Source organism: Flagellimonas crocea (assembly GCF_033441595.1).
In the GTDB taxonomy this organism is placed as follows: domain Bacteria; phylum Bacteroidota; class Bacteroidia; order Flavobacteriales; family Flavobacteriaceae; genus Flagellimonas; species Flagellimonas crocea.
Genome location: NZ_JAUZVX010000001.1, coordinates 525,324 through 547,756, shown reverse-complemented (window position 1 = coordinate 547,756; position 22,433 = coordinate 525,324). Strand labels below are relative to the sequence as shown.

17 protein-coding genes are annotated in these 22,433 nt (G+C 42.3%); 13 read left to right on the top strand and 4 right to left on the bottom strand.

Annotated elements, in window-relative coordinates:
• Nucleotides 1–41 precede the first annotated feature (41 nt).
• Nucleotides 42–1,235, top strand: a complete 1,194-nt coding sequence (locus tag SD449_RS02570) for a PQQ-dependent sugar dehydrogenase (RefSeq protein ID WP_318308535.1) — start codon at nucleotides 42–44, stop codon at nucleotides 1,233–1,235.
• Between the two features lie 13 nt (nucleotides 1,236–1,248).
• Here SD449_RS02570 and SD449_RS02565 read toward each other — a convergent pair whose 3' ends face one another.
• The gene (locus tag SD449_RS02565; protein ID WP_318308533.1) at nucleotides 1,249–1,575 is read right to left on the bottom strand and encodes a hypothetical protein; all 327 of its coding nucleotides are present in this window, start codon (nucleotides 1,573–1,575) and stop codon (nucleotides 1,249–1,251) included.
• Between the two features lie 457 nt (nucleotides 1,576–2,032).
• On the opposite strand from SD449_RS02565, the gene SD449_RS02560 reads away from it, so the two are divergent.
• The 8 genes from SD449_RS02560 to SD449_RS02525 all read left to right on the top strand — a co-directional run bounded on the left by SD449_RS02560 (nucleotide 2,033) and on the right by SD449_RS02525 (nucleotide 9,863).
• On the top strand, nucleotides 2,033–2,767 hold the full coding sequence (locus SD449_RS02560) for a cysteine hydrolase (protein ID WP_318308532.1): 735 nt from the start codon (nucleotides 2,033–2,035) through the stop codon (nucleotides 2,765–2,767).
• 519 nt (nucleotides 2,768–3,286) lie between these two features.
• On the top strand, nucleotides 3,287–3,832 hold the full coding sequence (locus SD449_RS02555) for a carboxymuconolactone decarboxylase family protein (RefSeq protein WP_318308531.1): 546 nt from the start codon (nucleotides 3,287–3,289) through the stop codon (nucleotides 3,830–3,832).
• Between the two features lie 28 nt (nucleotides 3,833–3,860).
• Nucleotides 3,861–4,328, top strand: coding sequence for a YHS domain-containing (seleno)protein (locus SD449_RS02550; protein WP_318308529.1), 468 nt, complete (start codon nucleotides 3,861–3,863; stop codon nucleotides 4,326–4,328).
• A gap of 67 nt (nucleotides 4,329–4,395) precedes the next feature.
• Nucleotides 4,396–4,812, top strand: a complete 417-nt coding sequence (locus SD449_RS02545) for a nuclear transport factor 2 family protein (RefSeq protein WP_318308528.1) — start codon at nucleotides 4,396–4,398, stop codon at nucleotides 4,810–4,812.
• Nucleotides 4,813–4,988: 176 nt separating this feature from the next.
• Nucleotides 4,989–5,873 carry a helix-turn-helix domain-containing protein gene (locus tag SD449_RS02540; RefSeq protein ID WP_318308527.1) on the top strand — a complete coding sequence of 295 codons (885 nt, stop codon included), beginning with the start codon at nucleotides 4,989–4,991 and terminating at the stop codon, nucleotides 5,871–5,873.
• 9 nt (nucleotides 5,874–5,882) lie between these two features.
• Nucleotides 5,883–6,260: a DUF302 domain-containing protein gene (locus SD449_RS02535; protein ID WP_318308526.1), complete on the top strand. Its 378-nt coding sequence runs from the start codon at nucleotides 5,883–5,885 to the stop codon at nucleotides 6,258–6,260.
• A gap of 167 nt (nucleotides 6,261–6,427) precedes the next feature.
• A complete protein-coding gene (locus SD449_RS02530) occupies nucleotides 6,428–8,359 on the top strand; it encodes a P-loop NTPase fold protein (RefSeq protein ID WP_318308524.1) in 1,932 nt (643 codons plus the stop codon).
• Between the two features lie 10 nt (nucleotides 8,360–8,369).
• Nucleotides 8,370–9,863: a hypothetical protein gene (locus SD449_RS02525; protein WP_318308523.1), complete on the top strand. Its 1,494-nt coding sequence runs from the start codon at nucleotides 8,370–8,372 to the stop codon at nucleotides 9,861–9,863.
• Here SD449_RS02525 and SD449_RS02520 read toward each other — a convergent pair.
• Nucleotides 9,852–10,478 (bottom strand): JAB domain-containing protein, encoded by a 627-nt coding sequence (locus SD449_RS02520; RefSeq protein ID WP_318308522.1) that lies wholly within the window; start codon nucleotides 10,476–10,478, stop codon nucleotides 9,852–9,854. The genes SD449_RS02525 and SD449_RS02520 overlap by 12 nt on opposite strands.
• A gap of 136 nt (nucleotides 10,479–10,614) precedes the next feature.
• A complete protein-coding gene (locus tag SD449_RS02515; RefSeq protein WP_318308520.1) occupies nucleotides 10,615–12,810 on the bottom strand; it encodes a transferrin receptor-like dimerization domain-containing protein in 2,196 nt (731 codons plus the stop codon).
• A 130-nt stretch (nucleotides 12,811–12,940) separates the two neighbouring features.
• Here SD449_RS02515 and SD449_RS02510 point away from each other — a divergent pair, with 130 nt between their 5' ends.
• The 3 genes from SD449_RS02510 to SD449_RS02500 all read left to right on the top strand — a co-directional run bounded on the left by SD449_RS02510 (nucleotide 12,941) and on the right by SD449_RS02500 (nucleotide 16,742).
• A complete protein-coding gene (locus SD449_RS02510) occupies nucleotides 12,941–13,561 on the top strand; it encodes a YdeI/OmpD-associated family protein (RefSeq protein ID WP_318308517.1) in 621 nt (206 codons plus the stop codon).
• A 54-nt stretch (nucleotides 13,562–13,615) separates the two neighbouring features.
• Entirely contained in the window at nucleotides 13,616–14,893 is a 1,278-nt protein-coding gene (locus SD449_RS02505; protein WP_318308516.1) for an aminotransferase class V-fold PLP-dependent enzyme, read from the top strand.
• 151 nt (nucleotides 14,894–15,044) lie between these two features.
• Nucleotides 15,045–16,742 carry a leucine-rich repeat domain-containing protein gene (locus SD449_RS02500; protein ID WP_318308515.1) on the top strand — a complete coding sequence of 566 codons (1,698 nt, stop codon included), beginning with the start codon at nucleotides 15,045–15,047 and terminating at the stop codon, nucleotides 16,740–16,742.
• 98 nt (nucleotides 16,743–16,840) lie between these two features.
• Here the strand turns inward: SD449_RS02500 and SD449_RS02495 are convergent, their stop codons facing one another.
• Nucleotides 16,841–20,245 (bottom strand): amidohydrolase family protein, encoded by a 3,405-nt coding sequence (locus SD449_RS02495; RefSeq protein ID WP_318308513.1) that lies wholly within the window; start codon nucleotides 20,243–20,245, stop codon nucleotides 16,841–16,843.
• A gap of 253 nt (nucleotides 20,246–20,498) precedes the next feature.
• Here SD449_RS02495 and SD449_RS02490 point away from each other — a divergent pair, with 253 nt between their 5' ends.
• A complete protein-coding gene (locus SD449_RS02490) occupies nucleotides 20,499–22,433 on the top strand; it encodes a hypothetical protein (protein ID WP_318308512.1) in 1,935 nt (644 codons plus the stop codon).

The following is a 22,433-nucleotide window of genomic DNA, read 5'->3' as shown; positions in this document are numbered from 1 at the left end:
TATTGATTCAGAAACTAAAACAACTAAAAAAACAGATGAAAATGTATTCTTTGACACTTAGGTCAATAACAGTACTATTGCTTTCCATCACATTGATGGCCTGCAACGGAAAAAAAGAGAACAAAGATGAGGAAACCACCGAAGAAACTGTGGACAATGGAGGGGAAAACCCTGGCTCGACCAGTGATTTGCCATTGGACCGTCTCAATCTTCCAGAAGGGTTCAGTATAGAACTTTACGCACAGAACCTGGAAGGGGCCCGTTCCATGGCCATGGGAGCAGATGGAACCCTTTTCGTTGGTACTCGGAACGAGGGCAAGGTGTATGCCGTAAAAGATACCGATGGGGACTATAAGGTGGACGAAACCTATGTGATCGCTTCCGATATGGAGCAGCCCAACGGTGTTGCCTTTAAAGATGGGGACCTTTACGTTGCGGCGGTGAGCCGACTGTATAAATTTTCCGATATCGAATCGAAAGTACAGAACCCCGGTGAACCGGAGCTGATCTATGACGACTATCCTACCGAGTTTCACCACGGTTGGAAATACATAGCCTTTGGCCCCGACGATAAATTATATGTTCCCGTGGGAGCTCCTTGCAATATTTGCGATAGTGCTACGGTGGACAAACGCTATGCGTCCATCACAAGGATGGACCCTGATGGCAGCAATCGGGAGATTGTGGCCCACGGAGTAAGGAACACCGTTGGTTTTACATGGCATCCGGAGACCAAGAATCTTTGGTTTACCGATAATGGAAGGGATATGATGGGAGATGATGTTCCTCCATGCGAATTGAACAAATTGACCGAGGTAGGACAGCACTTTGGCTATCCTTTCTGCCACGGCGGCACCATACCGGACCCAGAATATGGCGATCAGCGCCCCTGTTCCGACTTTGTGCCTCCAGTCCAGCAGCTAGGAGCGCACGTAGCACCTCTTGGCGTCAAATTTGGAAAAGGCCCCATGTTCCCGGAAGCATATCGCGGACATGCCTTTTTGGCGGAACACGGTTCATGGAACCGCTCTTCCAAAGTTGGGTATAGGATTACCTTGGTAAAACTGGAAAACGGGGAGGCCGTAAGCTACGAACCATTTATAGATGGTTGGTTGGACCAAGAATCACAGGAAGCCTTTGGTAGGCCCGTGGACCTGCTTTTCTTGGAAGATGGCTCTTTGCTCATCTCGGATGATGAAGGAAACGCTATCTATAGGGTGACCTACAAGGCATAACAGCACAAAAATTTTACAGTATAAAGTACTTGGGAATGTCCTTTGGGTCCATTTTCCAAGTACTTTTTTTTTGTTCCTGGTCACATACCTCCAAAAAGAAATACTCCATGCCGCCCTTTTGTATCGCCGATATGTGTTCCACGGTAAAGGTGCTGTTTTCGTGCGAAAAAACATACTCCACTGCATCCTTTTCCGGTGACTGTCTCACTTTTCCGTTCACAAGCACCAGATTCGGCCGTCCTAAAAGACTGCTGTTGTTGTTCCAGCAGAGATACCGTATTTCACCGGTACGCAGTTTATCGATTTTTACGGTATACTCCCGGTCCCCAAAAAAGGCCAAAACACGTTCAATATTGGAATCTCGCCAAAAAATAGCTCCGTAGGTTTAATAAGGTTTGGAGTATTTTGAAACGTTGATACATGGCGTGTATTGTTTAAACCTTATTTCTTTTCCCCCAATGGGCCCCGTGCATCCAGCCGGCCAGGTAAACAATGAATGCCAATCCGATCAAACAGAGTATCTGTAAGGTGTTTATTGTTTCTAGTGTAGTCATTATCTTATTTTTTGTGCAAACTAAGGGATACGCAATTATTTTACACACCCAATTGACGGATGCCTGTTTTGAATTGAGGGATGCCCTGTTTGAATGGACCAAATTCTTCACACCTTCCTTTTAGGAGGTCATCGCAATCGGAAAATTGTCCATTCAGTGGCGAACTTCATCCATTTTTCACCCAGGCCATTGCCGCAACTTTGTTCCATCAAAATTTAAGTTTAATCAGTTAAAAAGAATACCATGAAAAATTTGATGCGAACAGTATCCCTGTTCTTGATTACCGTTACGGGCGTATATGCCCAATTGCCAGAGCCTGGTTTTATCATTGATGGAACCACCGCCATTGTGATCACCGATCCACAAAACGATTTCCTTAGCCCTGATGGCGTGGCTTGGGCTGCCGTGGGACAAAGTGTCCAAGAGAACAACACCATTGAAAATTTGGAGACCATTTTTAAGTTGGGCGAACAGTACAACATTCCCGTGTTTGTTTCCCCACACTACTACTACGAGCACGATCACGTGTGGAAATTTGAGGGAACCCTTGAAAAGTTGATGCACAACATCAACATGTTCGACCGTGGGGACCAATTGAATGTAAAAGGTTTTGAAGGTTCGGGAGCCGATTGGTTGCCCCGCTACAAAAAATACATCAATAAAGATAGAGTAGTGGTGACCAGCCCGCACAAAGTATTTGGCTCCGAATCCAATGATTTGGCCTTGCAATTAAGAAAACAAGGGGTGGACAAAGTGATTTTGGCAGGTATGTCTGGGAACCTGTGTGCCGAATCGCACATGAGGGAATTGGTGGAGAACGGTTTTGAAGTGGCCGTTGTGGGTGACGCTACCGCCTCGGCCATTTTACCTGGATTGGATGGCAACCAAGCTGCCCAGACCAACTACAAAATGATTTCCAGCCGTGTATTCACCACCGATGAATTGGTAAAAGAATTGAAAATACACCCAATCAAATAAACGGTAGTGAGGTGTGATGTTGTAGTGGAGTGATGAGGGGTCGAACCATAGGTTCGGCCCTTCATTTTTGTTTTAATGCGTCATTCTGAACTTGTTTCAGAATCTCATCCTGTTGATTACACAATGATGATGAGAACCTGAAACGAGTTCAGGTTGACGAACGCTTCTTTATTATGGTCTTTAATATATGTACAATCAGTTAAGTATTCGACGAGCGGGAAAATTGTTCTGGAGATAAGCAGATACGTCATTCTGAATCTGCCTGTCGGCAGACAGGTTTATTTCAGAATCTCACCCTGTTGATTACACAATGATGATGAGAACCTGAAACGAGTTCAGGTTGACGAACGATTCCTTAAAAAATATCCTCTCATTTATTGATAATCAGTCAAGTAATTCGAATTAGGGAAAATTGTCCAAGGAGTTGCGGCATCTGTCCATTTTATCCGAACACCCATCATCGCACCTTTGTGATGTCAATAGTGACAAACCATTTATTCATTAAAAAAATAGAAAGTTATGACACGTTTACAAGCATTAGATCCAAAAGTAGCCACTGGAAGATCAAAAGAATTATTTGACGGCATCCAAGCCAAATTGGGAATGGTTCCCAATATGATGAAGACCATGGGAAACTCCTCAGCCGTTTTGGAAGGGTACCTCAACTTGAGCGATGCTCTGGGCAAAGGATCCTTGGGCGGAAAATTGGGCGAATTGTTGGCCTTGTCCGTTGCAGAGTCCAACGCCTGTAATTATTGCCTTTCCGCGCACTCCTTTATCGGTGAAAAATTGGTGGGCATCGATACCGACACGCTTCAATCCGCAAGAGAAGGTATCAACTCGGATCCAAAAGTGGCCGCAGCGCTTCAGTTTGCGAAAACCTTGATCAACAAAAACGGTCGTGTTTCCTCCGAAGATGTGGAAGCCGTAAAAGCAGCTGGCTATACCGATGGAGCCGTGGGCGAGATCGTGGCACACGTAGCCTTGAACATCTTGACCAATTATTTCAATAATACGGCCAACACCGATATCGACTTCCCAGTAGTGGAAGTGGCTACGGTTTAATCCATCAGTAATCTTAAAATCAAAACAAATGAAAACGTTCAGAAATTTATTTCTTTTTGGAATTGCGTTGTTTGCCGCCATAAGTGCGCAGGCTCAAACTCCACCTGTAGACGATAATGGTCTTGCCATTGGTGGGTACGATGTGGTTTCCTATTTTTCGGGAAAAGCAACACACGGAAGCAAAAGTTATGCGGTAAAGCACAACGGAGCTACCTATTACTTTGCCAATAAGGCGAACCAAAGTGCCTTTAAAAAATCGCCCAACAGTTATTTGCCTCAGTTTGATGGCTACTGTGCTTGGGGCGTAGGGGCCAAGGAAGCCAAATTTCCTATCAACCCAGAAACTTACACCGTGATCGATGGTAAACTGTACCTGTTCTTTAACGGACCGTTCAACGGGGAGCTTTTCAATACCTACGAAGATTGGGGGCAACGCACCACGGAGCTCAAAACGGCAGCACATGCCAATTGGCCCACGGTCAAAAACAGCAAGTAGTTTTAATTAGCTGATAGGGTAGGGCCCGCCATAGGTTCCTGCCCTTTTTCATCCAAAAAACATGATCATGGAAACAGAAAAAAAATATCCATTGCCCCCTTTTACTGAAGAAACTGCCCGCGACAAGGTACAATTGGCCGAAGATGCTTGGAACAGCCAAGACCCTGAAAAGGTAAGCAAAGCATATACCATTGACACCGAATGGCGCAACCGTTCCCAGTTTATCAACGGACGCGAGGAGGTGGTTGCCTTTTTGACGGAGAAGTGGCAAAAAGAAAAAAATTACAAATTGAGAAAGGAACTATGGGCCTTTACCGACAATAAGATTGCAGTTCGGTTTGAATACGAATACCAGAATGCCGAAGGAGCGTGGATTCGCGCATATGGAAACGAGAATTGGGAGTTCAACGCGCATGGGCTTATGCAAAAGCGTTATGCCAGCATCAACGACCTGCCGATAGACGAATCGGAGAGAAGACTTTGATACGTTTCAAGACATTGTCACTTCGAGCGCAGTCGAGAAGTCTTGCTCGTAAATGGCTAAATAAGCGGTCTCGACTGCGCTCGACCTGACAACATCGAGGTGACAGACATCGGATTTCAGACTTCTGATAACTGCCAACTGAAAACTGATAACTGCCAACTGATAACTAAAGACATATGGACATCTACAACACCAACACGCTCATCGACGAACAAACGGGAAACCTGGCCTTTAAACTCTCCGAATTTGAGAGCAGCTGCCAGTTTTGCGAGACGCACCGTTTAAATTACTATTCCTTGATCTGGATAAAAAAGGGGAGGGGCACCGCCCAAGTGGACTTTTCGGAGTACACGTTTACGCCAAACACCCTAATTGCCGTAACGCCCTATCAACCCTTTGCGTTCACCGAGGAAGAACCGTTGGAGGGCGTGGTGTTGAATTTCCACCCCGATTTTTTCTGCATCCACAAGCACCACGAACAGGTGGCCTGCAATGGGGTGCTGTTCAATAATATTTACAGTCCGCCCATGCTCTGTGTTACCGACGATATGTGCCAAAGTTTTGAACTGGTACTGGAGCAGATGTATGCCGAAGTGCAAAAATCGGAACTGGCGCAGTACGAGCTGTTGGTCTCTTACCTTAAAATATTCTTGATCACGGCCTCCCGTGCCAAGGCCAAGCAACAGCCCGAAGCCTTGGAGGGCACTCCCGAAGAAAAGGAGCCCTTTATCCTGCAAAAGCTCAAAAACCTGATCGAGACACATTACAAGACCATGCACTCTGCTGGGGAGTATGCCGATCTGTTGAACATTAGCCCCAAGGCACTTGCCAAAATGACCAAGAACCATTTTAACAAGACCATGACCAACCTGATCAGCGAACGGATCATTATAGAGGCCAAACGAGAGCTGTACCTTACCAACAAAACGGTAAAGGAGATTGCCTACGACCTTGGGTATGACGATGAGCACTACTTTAGCCGATTTTTTAAGAACAATGCGGACATTTCGCCCAAAACCTATCGCGAAACGGTGGGCTTTGCCCGTGCCGCCATGGCCTAACCCCAACCTATGAAAGCACATGTAATACGCCAAACCCTGCCCGTGCCCTTTGGGCAGTTGTACGGCGCTTTAAAGAAACGGATCGTGGACCACGACTTTTTGCTCCTGCACGAAATAGACACCCAGGCCATTGTGGCCAAACATGGGGTGCACATAGCGCCGTTGCGGCAATTGCTCTTTTTTCACCCGAAATATATTGCAGAGATCATGGCGAACGATCCTTTGGCCATAAACGATATTCCCCTAAAACTGGTACTGCACCAACTGGATGATACCACCACCCAACTGAGTTTTAAAAACCCTGTGCACAGCTTACAGGATTATGGGTTGAAGCCCGAAATGGCAGCCGAGTTGTTAAAGAGGGTGCAGGGAATACTTTCTTTTTAAGGAGGGTTGGATTGTTGGATTTTTTGGAATGTTGATGAAAGCCCTTTAGGGCTTTTTTTATTAGTGAATGTTTGGTGTAATGGATTACTTGTTAAAATTATATATATTTATCCTCAACCCCATTTTTATACTACTAAAAACTGAATTCTAATTCCTGTGAAGCAATAATGGGATTAAAAGAAAAATATAAAAGGTGCTTAGATAAATTGAACAGAAAAAAGAATTCAAAAATAGAATTTCAGTTTATTTCTGAGAACCCAATTTCTGGAGGAAAGGAAAATCCGCTTTCATTTGGTCATGAAAGAATAGTTGATACATTAAAAACTATTATATCCAATAGCCCTGAGTCCTTTACAATTGGACTGTATGGAGATTGGGGGTCTGGTAAAAGTACTATCATATCATCTTTGCAAAATGAATTGAAGCAGAATCAAATTCCATTGGTTTTATTTGATGTATGGAAACATGAGGGAGATGCTTTACGAAGAACTTTCTTGAACACTGTTGTAGGAGACATGAAGTCAAATTATGATAAAAGTTACTTCAATGAAGAATTTAAACTTGATAATAGAAATTTTAATTCTACATCAATAACTGAAGAGTTTCAAACTATTTTAAAAGAGAGGTTGGGATTACATCTGTTGATTGTACTACTTTTTTCTTGTTTTATTTTATTACCATTTTTCATTTTTTGGGTTGTATTGAAATATATTTTTGGTTGGGACTTTTTAGATTCTCCTTTAGGTCAAAGTATAGGTGGTATTTTTTCATTGTCACTATTACCTTTTTTTTATAAGTATATTGACCAATTTATTAAAACCAAAAAAGAGACTAAAACACAGGATAGATTTAAAGACCCTCATGAATTTGAATCTGAGTTTAAAAGAATCTTAAAGAATGGAATTCTCAAGAAAAAACTAGTAATCGCTTTTGATAACTTAGATAGGGTGGGAGGAGAAAAAGCGATAGAAATCATGTCTACAATTAAAACATTTTTAGACCCAGTTGACGAAGAGGTGGAAAATGTCGATGTTGTTTTCATAATCCCTTGTGATGAATCCGCAATTAAAAGACATCTTAGAAATACACTTAGTTACTCAAAAGATTTTAGAGGTGATGATTATCATAATTATGCAGGAGAATACTTAAGGAAATTTTTTAACACAATAATTTGGATTCCTGAGTTTTATATTAATGAACTGGAGGATTTAGCTTCTGAAAAATTAAGAGAAACTAAGATTAAAGATTTTGAAAATGAGGAATTAGCAGCTCTTATAGTTCAAGCTTTTGATAAAAATCCAAGACAGATCATTCAATTCATTAACATTCTTATTTCAAATTATTTACTTGTATCTCAAAGATTAATTGAAGGGTTTTCATTGAGCAAGGATATCGCCAAATTAGCTAAATACTTGTTGTTGATACAAAGGTTTCCAGATATTATGGAAACATATAGAAGAAGTATGATTTATCAACTAGAAGAAACGCCAATTGAACTCGATAAAACAAATGTGGATGGAACTAGGAACTTTTCAGAAAAAAGAGTTGCCGATTTTCATGATTTTTTGAAATTGACTGAACATGTTAAAATAGAGTCTCTAGATCAGTTTTTTAAACTTCGAACCAATAAGTTTGAAAGAAAGCTTGAAAATAGTTCAAGAGTAATAAAAATTATTGAAGCAAATAAAATCAGTGAACTGATACAATATAAAGAACTAGCCTCAGAAGAACAAAATAATAAATCATTTACAGAGGACTTGAATTTCCTTCAAAACGTTGATATTCAAAATAAGCAACATGAGTTTAGCCAGGTTGTAAATGAAAAACTTCACAGGATAAACAATCCAGTACTACTTGCAAATTTTGTTGATGGTCTTTTGCATTTTAATAAATTTAAAGAATTGACCTTAAATGATACAACGTATCGAATGATTTACAATAAATTAAATCTGCATAGTTCCTATCTAAGTACAATTGACCCAAGTAATTTGATTTCTGAATTTTACGACAAGATGGTTTCCGATTCAGATAAGGCAAGGTTAAAACAGTTGATAAATAAACAACAGACTCAAGATTTCGTTTATTCATTTTTAGATTAATTTATAGGTTATGTCAATTAAATTAGACGAGAAACAGAAAAGAATGATGTTGGAAACTTTTTTGAGTAATCCTACTTTCTACAAAGTTGGTGAGTTCAAGGAAGTGCGAAAAGTCATCCTTGAAAATTATAGTGATGATTTTGAAATTCTCGAAAAAATAAGTAGAACTAAGACAACACGTGAATTGCTTGCATCACCAGCTTGGCTTAAGCAGGTTATTTCAACTATAACTCAAGAAAAATTTCAGTTTGGAGATAAAACCCTTGAGGAGGGATTGCAATGCTTTTATAAGGAATTAGTAAAATACGAGGAAAAATTTTTTAACAACTCAATTTATTTAGAGTCTATTGACTTGCTTAATCGTTCAATACACGTTTTAAATGAAAAAATAAACAGCAGTAAAAAGAGTGGAGAGAAAGACCTTGGAATAGATTCGCTTTATACTTATTTCAAGAAAGTTGTAATTAAAGTTAGAATTGACCAAAATCACCAAAATAAGTATCAACAGTTATTTGTTCAAGTTAAAAAGGTTTTTGGCTATGGGGGATATATAAATAGTGAATTATGGTTTAAATTTTTCTTTTTATTTAAGGATAAAGGAAAATTTCAAAATAATATAGAGCAAGAGGTATTAAATGGGACTATCAATTATATTAGAAATTTTTCTAATGCTAGAATTATTTTGGCAAGCATTGAGGGAGTTATGCCAGTAACTGAATTCTTTTCACAAGAAACAAAATATTCAAATCAGATTTATACAAAGGCGTCTGCCGATTTTCATTTTGCAGAAAATTTCTATCCTTATTTTAGTGTAGAAAGGAAAAAAAGTCTTTTAGAAATTTGGCTGAAAAAATCCTTGGTTAATTTTAATACCTTAATTAAAAAGTTTGAAGATGATGTTCCCGATAGGTTAGATCTTGCAAAATCAATTGTTTCCCAGTTAAGAGTACAAAATACTGCCAAAGCTAAAAGGGAATTTTTTGATTCACTATTTAATATTGGTCTTTCAGAAAAAGAGATAAATAGCACAACATATTCTGATCAAGTCATTAGTCTAATTTGTCATTCCAATGTTGACTATCACAATTTGGGATATCAACAATATTCAGAAAGAAAAAAATATATTGATTTGGAAAAGTTGAAAGAAAAGGCTTTTAAATTTCTAATTTCTACAATCCCTAATTTGAATAGTCACCATATAATTTTCAAAAACTTATTAGAACTTAAAATAGGGATTGATAAACGAAATTTTGATAAAAGAATAAGTGAAACACCTAACTCTATTACTCAAATTGAGAATTACTTGGTAAATTCAGGTAATGCTGAATTTTATAAAGTTTTAACATCAAAACTTTTAGATAAAACAATTGGCATTATTGGAGATAAAGTTTTGAGTAGAGTCAATGAGAAAAATAAATATGAGAGTTTATTAAAAGCTATTAAAACAAACAGAAAGTTTTTAAAAGAGGAGAGTAAAGATAAATTGGATTTATTAATGGGTTAATTTGACGATTTCTTTTAAGGACAAACCCGTATGCTTTTTAATGTCTTCATCGGACATTCCACTTTCTTTTAAAGATTTGGCAACCTTTAAACGTTCCTCTCTTATGGCCCGTTTTTTCTCGGTCTCAATCTTAAATTGTTCCAGTTCTTGCTTTTCGGGACCCATGATCTCAAAAAGGCCACTTTTCTTCAATTCGTCCATTACGCCTTGGTCGGCAAAACTGGTGTAGTTGGTTTCGGTGATCACCAAATGGTCGAGTACTTCCACTTTTATGAGTTTTCCCACTTTTAGCATGTGGTCGGTAAAGGTAATATCGGCATCGGTAACTTCGTGCGAGCCACTGGGGTGGTTGTGCACCAAGATCAGTTTACTGGCCAGTTTGTAGATCGCCATCCGAAACACATCGGGCGGGTCGGCATTTACGCGGTTGCTGGCACCCAGACCAATAAGCTCCACAAACAGTATTTTGTTGTTGTGGTTGAGCCCCACCACCCAAAAATGCTCTTGGTTGCGGCGTATCTTGTTTTCGCGCAGCAATACCTGTTGCATAATCGCATATATGTCCGCAGAGTTGAGCACTTTTATTTTTTGTTCTTTGGTAAGCCGTACGTTCATGGTAGGTGTTTGTAAGTTTTGGGTTGGGGAAAGGTAGTCCATGCCCGTGAAAAAAGCAAAAATGCGATTTGGGCATAAAAAAACCGCCCCAAACGATGTCTGTAGGGGCGGTCTTGGCTTTTCAGGAGAAATCTATCTATTGCACAATGCTATTCAGTTTTTGTACCTGCGCATCAAAAGCTTTTAGGGTGGTGGCCAATACCCCAATTTGTTCCTGTGCTTCTTTCCATTCCTTCTGTTCAATGGCCTCGCGCACGCCTGGAAGTGTTTTTACCCCATACCCTGTGTAAAATCCAGGGGCATAGATCTGGTGCTTGAACCAGTCCCTACGGGGCAGACCCTTATCCTGCAGCAATACTTGCTCCAAGCCCATCAACTTTTCGTTCAGTTGTGCCTTTTTGGCGCTGGACAAAGCAAGTACATCGGCCTTGGAAAAGGTCTCGATACTTTTTTCTAGTTCGGCAACCACATTTTGGATGGGCGAGAAGTCCAAATAGGGCACTTCTTCCTTCATTTTTGCGGGTGCTACGGGTTTTTTGGGGTCCATGGTCAGTTGGTAGGCATCTGATGCGACCAGTTTATTGTGTTTTTCAACTTCGGCACGCATGTCCTCCAAGGTTTTCATCACTTCGCCCAAATAGCCTTCAATGGTATTGTGCCATTGGGTGAGTTCAAACGGCAACACCTCGGCGTTCGCCAAACGCAACGAAATGCGTCCTGCTGTGTTGGCCAAGGCCACGCCGTAGTCAAACCCAGGATCTTTAAAACGGGTGTAGTGGGTATAGGTATCGTAAATGGTATGGTATTCCCCACCAGAACCTTCACCGCCGAAGCCGAGGTTCAACGAGGGGATGCCCGTATGCTGGATGAACGGGGTGTAATCGGACCCAGAGCCCAATGCGGAAAGTGTAAAGGAGTTGTCGCCACCGCGCATTACATTGGCAGCCTTGCGACGCTCCGCTACGGACACGCCTTTTTGTGGGTCGGTCACCGCATGGGCCACTTGGCTTACCATGGCCTGAAGGGAATGTGATCCCCCAGCGCCCAAATATCCGCGGCTATTGCCATCGGTATTGATGTAGGCCACGGCCTTTTCTTTCAATTCAGGAATATGGTCCTCCACCCATTCGGTGGACCCGATCAGTCCAGGTTCTTCGGCGTCCCAGGCACAGTAGACCAGTGTACGTTTCGGTTTATTGCCTGCCTTGGCCAATTGGGCCACTACGCGGGCCTCTTCCATTAAAGCGACCATACCGCTGATGGGGTCACTGGCACCATGTACCCATGCATCGTGGTGGTTGCCACGGATCACCCACTCGTCTGGGAACTCGTCACCTTCCAAAGTAGCGATCAGGTTATGGGCTGGCTTCAATTGCCAATCGAACTCCAGTTTTAAGTGCACCTTGGCAGGACCAGGCCCAATATGATAGGTTATGGGCAAAGCACCTCTCCAAGAAGCGGGGGCCACAGGGCCTTCCAATGCTTCCAAAAGCGGTTGTGCATCCTCGTAGGAAATGGGCAATACGGGAATCTTGGTAATGGTGGGCGCCTCTTCGCGGTCCAAACGCTTGGCATCCTTGGTGGCGGCATAACCAGGGGTCAACACATCACCAGGGTACAAGGGCATATCCATTACGGAACCTCGCTGTACGCCTGTTTTGTTCTTAAATGCGCCTTTCGGATAAACATCGCCCTGGGCGTAGCCATCATCCTCGGGATCGGAATAGATGATACAGCCAATGGCACCTTTTTCGGCGGCAAGTTTAGGCTTGATTCCTCGCCAAGAACCGTAGTATTTCGCGATCACGATCTTGCCTTTTACGTCGATGCCCAGTTTTTCGAGCTCTTCGTAGTCACTGGGAATTCCGTAGTTCACAAAGACCAGTTCGGCCTCTACGTCACCATCGGTAGAGAAGGCATTGTAGCTGGGCAGTAATTTGTCGCCCTGCGCGGTGTACGGGTCGCCCTCCACGGGAATGGCTTCCAGGGAGGCGGTGTAGGTGGTGGGAGCCGTTAATTCCAGCAAACGGACCTTGGGATAGGGAAACAGTACGTGGTAGGTATCTATCTTGGTTTTATAGCCCCACGATTTAAACTGTTTTTCCATCCATTTTACGTTCTCTTCGCCATATTCGGTACCTACCCAGTGGGGTTCGGCGGCCAAGCGCTTCATCCATTGGTCGAGGTTGTTGGCGGAAAGTTGTTCTTCGTAGTTGGCTTCGAGCTCTTTTTGTGCTTCCGAAGCTGATTCACTGAACCCAATGATTTTGTCCTGGGCCGAGACGCTGATTACCCCAAAAAGAAGGAGTAGGGAAAGTAATTTATTTTTCATTGTTTTGAATTAGCACTTAAATTTAAGGGATTGTTTAAAGGTAATGAAGCAAAAAGGGGAGAAGTGATGCTAAATTTTCAAAGAATTTGCATTTTCTTTGAAAAGCCCCTCTCAAATTGATAAACATAAAATGAATCCTGAAATAGACCATTATTTATTGGAAGGCTGTGGACGATGTTCGTTATACAGCACCCCTCAATGCAAGGTACATAACTGGCAAGAGGAACTCAGATACCTAAGGCAACTCGTTTTGAGTTGTGGATTAACGGAGGAATTGAAATGGAAAGTGCCGTGCTATACCCATAACGGCCATACCATAGTTATGGTCGTGGCCTTTAAAGAAAGTGCGACGCTGAGTTTTTTTAAGGGAGCACTTTTAAAAGATGAACATGGGATTTTGGAAAAGCCTGGAAAGAATTCCCAAGCAGGGCGAGTGGTGCGGTTCACTCAAGTGGAAGAAATCGCGGCACTTGAAGATGTGTTGAAGGCCTATATTTTTGAGGCCATTGAAGCCGATGAAAAGGGTTTGAAGGTGAACTTTAAAAATATTTCGGAATATGAAATTCCCGAAGAGTTTCAAGAACGTTTGGATACCGATGCCGATTTGAAAGAAGCGTTCGAAGCATTGACTCCAGGCAGACAAAAAGGCTATTTGCTCTATTTTGCAGGGGCGAAACAGTCAAAGACCCGTGCATCGCGTGTGGAGAAGTATATTCCCAAGATATTGAAAGGACTCGGTTTTCATGACTGACAAACAATGTCAATGTTCAATCAACAATCAACCAATAACCAAAAACCAACCCATATGTCACAACGTAGAAAATTTCTGAAGCAGGGAGCAGCGGCCATGATGTCGCTACCGTTTATTTCTTTTGACCCCCAAAAAGATTGGTCCATCTCATCTCTAAAAACCAATGCTCCCAAAGATGAGGCGTATTGGAAAATGGTCCGCAAACAGTTTCCCTTAAAAGAAGGCCAGACCTACTTTAACAACGGCACCATGGGACCGACCCCAGGCTATGTGCTCGACAAAATGTTCGACCACATGATGCACTGGAACGTAGAGGCGGCTACGGTGGACTATAAAAATGGTTCGGGACCCGAATTGTTGACGGGCTACTTTCCCTACGAAGATCTGCGTACCAAGCTGGGCAAGATCATCAACTGTGATTTCAAGGAAATCTCCCTGACCCAAAACGCTACGTTCGGCATGAACTACGTGGGGATGGGCCTCAATTTACAGGAAGGCGACGAACTGCTCAATACCAATCAGGAACACGGGGGCGGATTCGGTGCGTGGCAATTGTTGGCCAAACGCAAAGGCTGTGTATACAAACAGACCACCATGCCCGAACCTGCGAACGACTCCCAAGAAATCGTAGATGCCATTTTTAAGGAAGTCACACCCAAGACCAAGGTAATCGCAGTACCCCATATAATTTCTGGCTTTGGAACCGTAATGCCTGTGAAGGAAATTTGTGCGGAAGCGAAAAAACGTGGTATTTTCACCGTTTTGGATGGTGCTCAATGCGTAGGGCAGATACCCGTGGATGTAAAGGACATTGGCTGCGATGCCTATTATTCCAGTTTGCACAAATGGTTGTTGGCCCCATCGGGCAGTGGATTGCTCTATATCAACAAAGATGTGGTGGGCGATATTTGGACCACCATTGCCAGCTATAATTGGGACAATCAAGAGGATCATGGTTTCCGTTTGATGCAAAACGGAACAGGCAACGCAGGACTGATGGCAGGCTACGATGCCGCGGTGGATTTCTTCAATACCATTGGTCATGATGTATGGTTGGCCCGTGTAAAGGAACTGGGCAAATATCTCAGGGATGGACTTAAGGAAATGAAACACGTCACGTTTTATTCATCCACCAACGAGGATATGGCAGCGGGAATCACCACCTACGGCGTTGCAGGCATGAGCGGCCCAGATCTGCAAAAATATATGTGGGACAAGGAACGTTTACAGCCCCGTTCCGTGGGCAGCGAAATGTTGCGGCATTCCGTTCATATTTATAACTCCAAGGAAGAAATCGATAAGGCTTTGCAGTTGGTTGCGGGGTTGGTGTGATTTAATCTGAAATTCATGCTTTTTAAAGAGAAGAGTGTAGGTTTTTTCTTCAAAATCTATACTTTTATGAAGCACATTAAATTATGAATCAACCTTATTCTTCTAGACACCGTATTCTTTGCGCCTGTTTCGACTAAACATTCCAATTTTCATGAAAAAGTTTTTGTACTTACTAACGTTGTTCACTTTTGTTGTTTCATGTTCAGAAAGTGAAGAACCATTGCCCCCTAACAAACCAGAAACACCCGATGCGGTTGAACAAGGCGCACAATCCTTTACCATTAGCAAAAAGGAAATTACCGCTAAAAATTCTTCAAACTATACCGCTAAGGAGTTTATACCAGCCTATGTTTTTGTGAGTGTTGAAACTAATGATGGCGGCAACATATTGGATAGACAGAAACTTGATGTTATTGACCAAGGAGATGATTATGTGACAGAAGAAATAAAACTGGACCCAGGAACATACAAATTGACTGAATTTATCGTGGTCGATTCTGGTGATTTGGTCATTTCCTTGGTGCCAAAGGCCACTTCGGCTTTATCACAGTTTACAGGAACTTCACTTCCTTTTGATTTCACGGTTCAAGAAGCAGATTCAAAGAACACATCCGTTGAAAATATTGAAGCTGCAGGTTACGCTTGGGTGGATTTTGGATACGAGGAAGATGACCTTGTTTTATCGGAATCTGAAGATTTCTTTACGTTAACGGTTGATGATTCAGAAAGTCTTACGACCAAAACATTTTCTTTGATTTCCTTAACGGGCTCAACCTATAAGATTGATTGGGGAGACGGTACGGTGGATGAATACGTCTCTATCCTGAGCGGTCTTAATTTAACCAATGAGTTGACCCATAAATACGAAGAGAATGGTATATATGAAATAAAAATCATTGGAGCCATTAAGGTTATTGAAAAAGTGGAGTTTCGAAGTTGGTTGGATGAAGATGGGTATCAAAGTAATCTTGTAGCTGTGGATATTGGCGGTTTACCTTTATTAAAAGAAATTGTTTTTCATGCAGGCAAGCTTACGAACCTCGACACTTCCCAAAATCTTTCATTGGAGTACTTGGGGGTTAGCCGTAATCAACTAACTAGTTTGGATTTGTCTACTAATGAAAAGCTGAAAATGCTATATGCAGATTATAATCAGCTGACAGAAATAAACTTTTCCCAAAACTCTGAGTTGGATTTTATGTCGGTAACGGGAAATCAATTTTCCAGTTTAGATATTTCCAACAATTCAGTGCTAAAAGTATTGATTGCGAGAGAAAATTTTTTAACCGAAGTAGATTTTACAAATAATTTGATTTTGGAACGATTTGATTTGAGTGACAATTTGTTATCGGAAATAGATGTATCCCAAAACTTGAATTTGACAGAAATAAATGTTGGAAGAAATAATTTGACGCAAATAGATCTTTCTAAAAACACTGAATTGGAACGACTAGATTTATACTTCAATCAGATAGGTTCTATAGACCTTTCTTCAAACCTAAATTTAAATATGTTATACATCATGGGTAATATGTTATCTGACATAGACTTGAGTCTTCAAGATAGTTTGGAAACATTAGCCATTGAAAGCAATAATTTGAACAATTTGGATTTATCCAATAATCCTCTAGTTAGGCATCTTTCCATTGGAGACAATGAATTTAATGAAACCCAACTGGACTTGATAATCTCAGGCGTTTACGATAATGCGGTTTTAAATGCTATTAATGGTGGTTATATAGATTTCCAACTAAATCCAGGTACAGATTTGATTGATCAATCCACCATTGCAAAAATCAACGAGCTAGGGTTGGATTATGATTGGACCTTTAATAACAATCAATTTTAATAGTTAGGGATTTGATTGGACTATAGAGTCATGATTATTAATGCCGTAAAAAAAGGCGCACCCAACGGTGCGCCTTTCATTTTTAAATTCAGGGAATTTTATTTTTTCATTCCTGGAACTCCTTCTGGTTTTTTGGTTTGCCAATGGAATGTCTCTGCCTCTTTTTTAACAGGGGCCACTTCATCCAAGGTGTCGGCATCATATACCTTTCCGTTTTTGATGACGTGCGTCAGGGTATTGGTATTTCGAATATCTTCCAACGGATTTTTGTCCATGATCAGAATATCGGCCAATTTGCCTTCCTCAATACTTCCAAGGTCGCCATCCAATCCAAGGGATTCTGCGCCCAATATGGTAGCAACTTTCAGTGCGTCCATGTTTTTCATGCCGCCACTGGCCACGGACCAAAGTTCCCAATGGTACCCCAATCCCTGTAACTGACCATGACTTCCAACCCCGCCAAGACCGTCATCTTCCACTAAATCCTTCATGAATTCGGCATGTTTCGGAAAAATATGCTCCTCTGGCATAAACCAAGCACCCCTTCTTCGCGACTTCTCTGCCAACTCTTCGTAAGGTGTAAAGTATTGCAATTTTTTGTCGTGATAAGGCTCTTCTGTAGCGTAGTAATAGTTCTCTGCCCATGGTCCTCCATAAGACACCAAAAGGGTAGGGGTTACGGCCATTTTGGATTCGGCAACGGAATGTACTACATCCTTATATATGGGGTAGATGGGGAACGAATGCTCATGTCCGGGATAGCCGTCCAACAATTGCGTCATGTTCAGTTTAAAATCCAATCCTCCTTCGGTGGTGGGCATCAGTTCCAGTTCCTTGGCCGCCATTATGATCCATTGGCGCATCTGTCGGTTCCCCACCAAATACATTTTGATACTTTTGGTATCGTAATATTCGCTGTATTGCTTCAAAACTTCCTTGGCATGTTCCAACGATTTGATTTTGTAAGACCAATAGCCAACACCTGGCCCGGTACTGTATACACGGGGTCCATGCATCATCCCGGCATCCACCATATCGGAATAGGTCAACACATCGGTAGTGGCCGTTTGTGGATCGCGGGTAGTGGTAACGCCATAGGCCAAGTTGGCGGAATAGATCCAAATTTGATTTTTATGTATGCCCCAATTCGGCCACATATGGGCATGGGTGTCCACAAAACCGGGCGTAATGGTCTTGCCCGATGCATCAATTTCTACCGTACCTCTCGGAACTGATAAGGAACCCGAAGGCCCTACTGCTTTGATTCGATTGTTTTCAATGAGGACATCACCGTTTTCAATGATTTCGTTGTTCTTCATGGTGATGATTCTTGCTCCCTTTAGCAGAATGCTGCCTTCCGGAATATCCTTGGTATAGATGACTTTTACCTTTAATTCCTTGGCAGTATAGCCTTTGTCCTCTTCCTTTTCCTTGTCCTTTTCATCTTCATCCTTGTCCTCCTCGTCCTCTTCGTCTTTCTTTTTTTCCTTGAGCTTTTCAGCTTCTTTTTTGGCAACGGCAACGCTATCGGCATATGCTTCTGCTTCAGGAATGTTGTAGATAAAATGACTCGCGCCCAAGGACCAGTGCACATCTTTGCTATTGTCCGACCAAGCAGGGAACTCCCCTCCCATAACGGTCAGTTTCATGGCCGGGAACGCCGCTTTTTCGGCATCGGCTACGGAAACCTTTGGTGTTTTTCCAAATTTTGGAATGGTCACCGTGTAAATATCATTGTTTATCTTGGCCAAGGCCGTGGTGCCATCGGGAGAAATCTTAATTTCCGAAGGGGCTGAAGACTTATCTTCGGGGGCTTGATATTGCTCAGAACCTGGCAGAATGTTGTGCCCGCCATTTTCATCATGAAATCCAAATGAAGAGGAACCGAAAGTAGTGATACCGCTCAATGTTAGGAGCTCTTTTTGGTCCGTGCCATCCCAACGAATGGAAATTAAATCCTTTCCATTGCTCAAGTAAATACGGTCGTCCACCTTGGTGAAATGAGGGTTGGAACGACCTTCGGCCTTGTCGATTATGGTTATTTTTCCACCATCCGAAGGAATCCATGCCAAATCTTCTTGCGAACCACTGGCCCTGGGCCCTATGGCATCCCGGTACACTTGGGCCGAACCTTTGGTAAAGGCAATCCTGTTGCTTTTGTAGGACCAAGCAGGATTACTGTAAATGGCCGCTTCTTCTGTCAATTTTTTGATACCCCCGCGTCCGTTTGCATTGATTTTGTACAGATGGCCACCATCGGTTTCCCAAGAGGTAAAAACAATAGTTTCGCCATCGGGAGACCATGCGGGCTGTGCTTCCGTGAAGTCGTTTTTGGTCAAACGCTTTGGTTCGCCATTCGGCAAATCCATTACATATAGTCTGTTCAAAGCCGTAAAGGCAAGCTGACTGCCATCAGGTGAAGGTACCGCATCACGAATTTGCGTTACAAAAGCTTCTTTGGTATCCTCAATTGGATATTTGAAAGAGAGTTGCGGTCCCAGTTCAAGGTTCACATCCACCTCAAAAGGAATTTCCTTGGCCGTATTGGATGCAATATTGATGCTATAAATCTTTCCTCCGTAACTGGCTACCAGATTTTTACTGTCGGGAGTAAATGCCATGGCGGGCAAAACACCCAATGGAGCTATGGACTCCTGTTCATCGCGCTGCACTGGGTAAGCCAACCAGCTTTCGTCGCCATTTTCCAGATTGCGGAGTACCAACCCAGTCTCCGTTTCAAAACGACTGCCATATACCAACCATTTGCCATCGGGCGAAAGGGTAGGGGTAAATGCAGAACCGTATCGGGAGGTAATCGTGGAAACCCCTCCATCGTCCGTGCTATAGGTTCCCAATTGATACTGTGGGAGTTGTGCATTATAGTTCCAAGCCCTCATCCGTCTAGAGAAATAAATAAGCTTGCCGTCGGGTGAAAATTCAGGGTCAATGGTTTTTAGATCGTCGGGTTCATTAATAAGCTGGGCGCCACTACCACCATCCTTGTGGTACATGTGCAGTTTGATATTTCTGCGGCCACGCGCACCAACAATATATTCCCCATCGGGACTCCAGTCCGCCGAAAAGAAATTCTGGTTGTTGTCCTCGGTGATCTGTTTGGTTTCTTCGGACTCCAAATCCATGGTCCAAATATTGTCGGAACCGCTTTTGTCGGAAATAAAAACAATGGATTTACCATCTGGGCTGTACCTTGGGTGCACATCGTAGGCCATTCCTTCGGTTATTTTGGTGGCTTTGCCTCCTTGTATGGGAATGGTGTACAGATCGCCCATCAAATCAAAAATAATGGTATTCCCATCTGGGCTTACATCCAAGGACATCCAAGTGCCCTCTTTGGTGGTGAATGAAATGGTTCTTTCAGGTTCCAATGGGAGTTCCTTGGTAGCTTTTTCCGTGCTGTCCTTTTCCTCCTCTTTGTCCTGAGCGGATAGCGTGGAAAAACCGATAAACATGGCCAAGGCCAATAGGTAGTAGTTTCTTTTCATTGAGTTATTTTAATGATGACTTAGGTAAACAAGGTATAAAAAAATGGAATAGCCCTCTTACTTTTTTATCTGATGAATCCTGTCATTTTTGACCTGTTTCATTGTATTTTATCAATTACACTTCGTCACAATTCGCAATCCTTGAATTTATTGAGAGAAAAGTGAGAAAATAGTCAAAACGCAAGGTCAAATAGTCCATCTGGCGTTGTCCTACGTAAATAAAATAGACCATTCAGCTAAATAACAACTCTACATGATACAGCCCTCTAAAAAATGGCTTTTCCCTGCATTTCTTTTTTTGGCGTTTTCGCTTCAGACCTTTGGCCAAGATTTGAAAACTTATGAAGGACCGCTTCAAGTGGGACCCTATCAAGGAAAAGCAATCTATCAATACAGCATAGTGGACTTGGATACGGTTTTTAACGGTGATTTTCAATTGCAAAAATCCAATCTCGAAACCTTGATGGAAAACGAGGATTCTTCTTTTCGTTTCACTGGTTATTTTGATCAAGGCACAGCCAATGGACCTTGGGAGTTTCAGTTTGGGGAGTTCCAGACCAATAGTCAGAGTCAGGTAGTGGACAATGAGTATCGGGTCTTGGTGAGCGGTGTTCAGGAAACGGGAGAAGGAAATCTTACCAAAGGTAAACCTGATGGAGCCTGGACCTATACTATCAACCAAATCAAAGATTCCAAGATAGAAAAGACCTTGTTCAAGAGCAGTTTTTCCTTTGATGATGGTGTTCCACAGCAAAACTTTCAAATAGAAAACGATACCAGCGTCTTGGTCGGGCGGTTCCTGCGCGACGGATTGGCTCATGATGAGTGGTCTTTTTACGGCACGGAATCGGTGGAAGATATTGAAGATTGGTTTTTTGATGATGGCCTTCTTCGAACCATTATGATAAAAACCGAAAGGGTGTCTAAGGAAGTCTCCATATTCAGCGCCAACGAGCTAAACTATGAGACGATTACTTTAAATGAACAATATATTGCCCTGTTGAACGCTGTTTTGGAAGATGAGGTGACGACCAGCCATATATCGCGATTGTTGGGGCAGCATCTTGGATATTATCAAAAAATCAATGAGGTACTTCAGTATTTAGGTTCATATGGATTTTCCATGGACGCCAAAGTAAGGGTGCCGTACCATCCCTTGGATTCCCTTCAAAATAAAACCTTAGATCAGATTGTGAAAGATTATGAGGTTGCTGCGGATTTGAGCAAGGATATTTTGGAGAACAGCCACCTTAATATTGTAAAACGAACCGACCCAGAAGCCTTTTTCTACTACAATGTGGCCCAAAAAATCAGCGATGACTTTTTAAAACCCCTGGGAACCCTTGTGGGGTATAAGGAAAACGATATTGTCCAGTACCAAAAGGTTCCTGTAATAATGCAACGCCTTTGGCCTGCGGGAAAACCAGAAAAGAATATTGTGGTTCCCGCCAACGAGGCTGGTGATTCAAGAACATTTAATTTGCCCAGTTCGGAGGAGTTCGGATACGAGGGCAATGATCTATTGTCCGTAGCTGCAATGGCCACCTATGCCAAAATGAGCTTGGAGTACATTAAGGGATCTCTTTCTTCCAGATTGACCAATGAGGAGCAATTACAGATTTTGAACGGATTGGAAGAAGAACTTATTGAGCTCAATAATGGTCTTGAGCAAGAGATTGATTCCGTTTCGGAACTTCCCCAAGAGTACACTGCCGCGTTGAACCAATTACAACATTTGGCCGATAGTGCTTTGGCGAGCTATGCGGATATTAAGAATCCCAATGAAAAACTGGAATATGGAAAAGGGGTAAAAACATGTCTTTCCGAATTGACAGGTTTGGCGAAAACCCTTAAAAGTATTCCTGAACGCCAAGAAGAAATCAAAAAAGAATATACCGATGCCGTGTGGAACCCCTTTATGGCCAATGTGATGGCGGAAGAGGTGAAAAAACGCATAACAGGAGCTTATGAAAATATATTGATTCCATACTTTTTGCAGGTGGCTCGTGAAGAATTGACCTGTGACAATGCGGGCAAGTTGAACGATCAAATAGCGGAAACGCATCAAACTATACTGAATCTGAGAAATAAGGACACGCGAAAACTGGAACGTCAGCTGCGGCGAGAGGATCGACCTATCGAAGTTTTACAATTGTTGAATCAGCAATTCACATCAAAAAATCAATAG

Coding starts and splice junctions, on each gene's coding strand:
- SD449_RS02570 (WP_318308535.1), top strand. CDS start 42: ATGTATTCTTTGACACTTAGGTCAATAACAGTACTATTGCTTTCCATC.
- SD449_RS02560 (WP_318308532.1), top strand. CDS start 2,033: ATGAAAAATTTGATGCGAACAGTATCCCTGTTCTTGATTACCGTTACG.
- SD449_RS02555 (WP_318308531.1), top strand. CDS start 3,287: ATGACACGTTTACAAGCATTAGATCCAAAAGTAGCCACTGGAAGATCA.
- SD449_RS02550 (WP_318308529.1), top strand. CDS start 3,861: ATGAAAACGTTCAGAAATTTATTTCTTTTTGGAATTGCGTTGTTTGCC.
- SD449_RS02545 (WP_318308528.1), top strand. CDS start 4,396: ATGGAAACAGAAAAAAAATATCCATTGCCCCCTTTTACTGAAGAAACT.
- SD449_RS02540 (WP_318308527.1), top strand. CDS start 4,989: ATGGACATCTACAACACCAACACGCTCATCGACGAACAAACGGGAAAC.
- SD449_RS02535 (WP_318308526.1), top strand. CDS start 5,883: ATGAAAGCACATGTAATACGCCAAACCCTGCCCGTGCCCTTTGGGCAG.
- SD449_RS02530 (WP_318308524.1), top strand. CDS start 6,428: ATGGGATTAAAAGAAAAATATAAAAGGTGCTTAGATAAATTGAACAGA.
- SD449_RS02525 (WP_318308523.1), top strand. CDS start 8,370: ATGTCAATTAAATTAGACGAGAAACAGAAAAGAATGATGTTGGAAACT.
- SD449_RS02520 (WP_318308522.1), bottom strand. CDS start 10,478: ATGAACGTACGGCTTACCAAAGAACAAAAAATAAAAGTGCTCAACTCT.
- SD449_RS02515 (WP_318308520.1), bottom strand. CDS start 12,810: ATGAAAAATAAATTACTTTCCCTACTCCTTCTTTTTGGGGTAATCAGC.
- SD449_RS02510 (WP_318308517.1), top strand. CDS start 12,941: ATGAATCCTGAAATAGACCATTATTTATTGGAAGGCTGTGGACGATGT.
- SD449_RS02505 (WP_318308516.1), top strand. CDS start 13,616: ATGTCACAACGTAGAAAATTTCTGAAGCAGGGAGCAGCGGCCATGATG.
- SD449_RS02500 (WP_318308515.1), top strand. CDS start 15,045: ATGAAAAAGTTTTTGTACTTACTAACGTTGTTCACTTTTGTTGTTTCA.
- SD449_RS02495 (WP_318308513.1), bottom strand. CDS start 20,245: ATGAAAAGAAACTACTACCTATTGGCCTTGGCCATGTTTATCGGTTTT.
- SD449_RS02490 (WP_318308512.1), top strand. CDS start 20,499: ATGATACAGCCCTCTAAAAAATGGCTTTTCCCTGCATTTCTTTTTTTG.